This window comes from Spirulina sp. 06S082 (assembly GCF_034932145.1).
In the GTDB taxonomy this organism is placed as follows: Bacteria; Cyanobacteriota; Cyanobacteriia; order Cyanobacteriales; family Spirulinaceae; genus CCY15215.
This window is the reverse complement of sequence record NZ_JAYGHV010000116.1, coordinates 1-896: the sequence shown is the minus strand read 5'-3', so window position 1 is coordinate 896 and position 896 is coordinate 1. Positions and strand designations below refer to the sequence as shown.

1 protein-coding gene is annotated in these 896 nt (G+C 71.7%); it reads right to left on the bottom strand.

Annotation, left to right across the window (positions count from 1 at the left end; translation table 11 throughout):
* On the bottom strand, positions 1 to 896 hold an 896-nt coding region (locus tag VB714_RS07385), incomplete at both ends, for a M14 family metallopeptidase (RefSeq protein WP_323222645.1).

The following is an 896-nucleotide window of genomic DNA, read 5'->3' as shown; positions in this document are numbered from 1 at the left end:
ACTCGGTGGTCCAGGCGAACAGGCCGCGGTGGTCGTAGGCCCAGTCGTCGCCGACGCCGGTGATGACGTCCTTGGGGTCGTAGCGGAAGCCGTCGTACACGACGAGGTACGGGTAGCTGGTGATCGCCTCGGCGCGCCGACCCAGCTCGTCGTAGGTCCACTTGTCGACGGTGGGGAACGCATCGTCGGGCCGGTCCGAGTACGGGCGCAGGATCACGCCGGAGTAGGTGTGGTGGGCGAAGTAGATGCCGATGTTCGGTCGGTCCACGACGCCCTGGACCACGGCGCGCACCTCGGGCTCGCTGGTCGGGTAGTCGCCGTGACCCCACCCGAAGCCCTCCCCCTCCGGGAACCGCCGCCACTGGTACGGGAAGTTGCGGTTCGAGTCGATGCCGGCGAGCGGCGGGGCGGAGGGGATGTTCACCCCGTCGTAGCCCTCCACGTGGCCCTCGCGCAGCAGGCGGTAGTACGGGCCGGGTCCGTCCTCGTCCGGCTCGCGGGCGACCAGCAGCTTCGGGATGGACGGGTGGGGCTTCCAGGTGCCGTTGGGGTCCTCGATCCGCATCTGCAGGCTGCGCCCGTCGTGGTCCACGTCGCCGCCGATCAGGCCCTCGCGCTGCTCGGGACGGGGCCAGGCCCGGGTGGTCGAGCGGACCACGAAGGGGACCTCGGACAGCGCCAGCTCGGCGCCGTCGGGGTTGACCCGGGGCACGACGTAGAAGGTGCGGGTGTCGAGCGCGCGGGTGACGCGCTCGTCGGCCCCGTGCCCGGTGCACAGGTGGGTGAGCAGGTGGAGCAGCGCCACCGAGGCGGTGACCTCGCTGGCGTGGATGTTGCCGTCGAGCCAGACCGCGGGCTTCTCGTGGTGGGGCCCGGTGGCGGTGTTGGTCACCGTG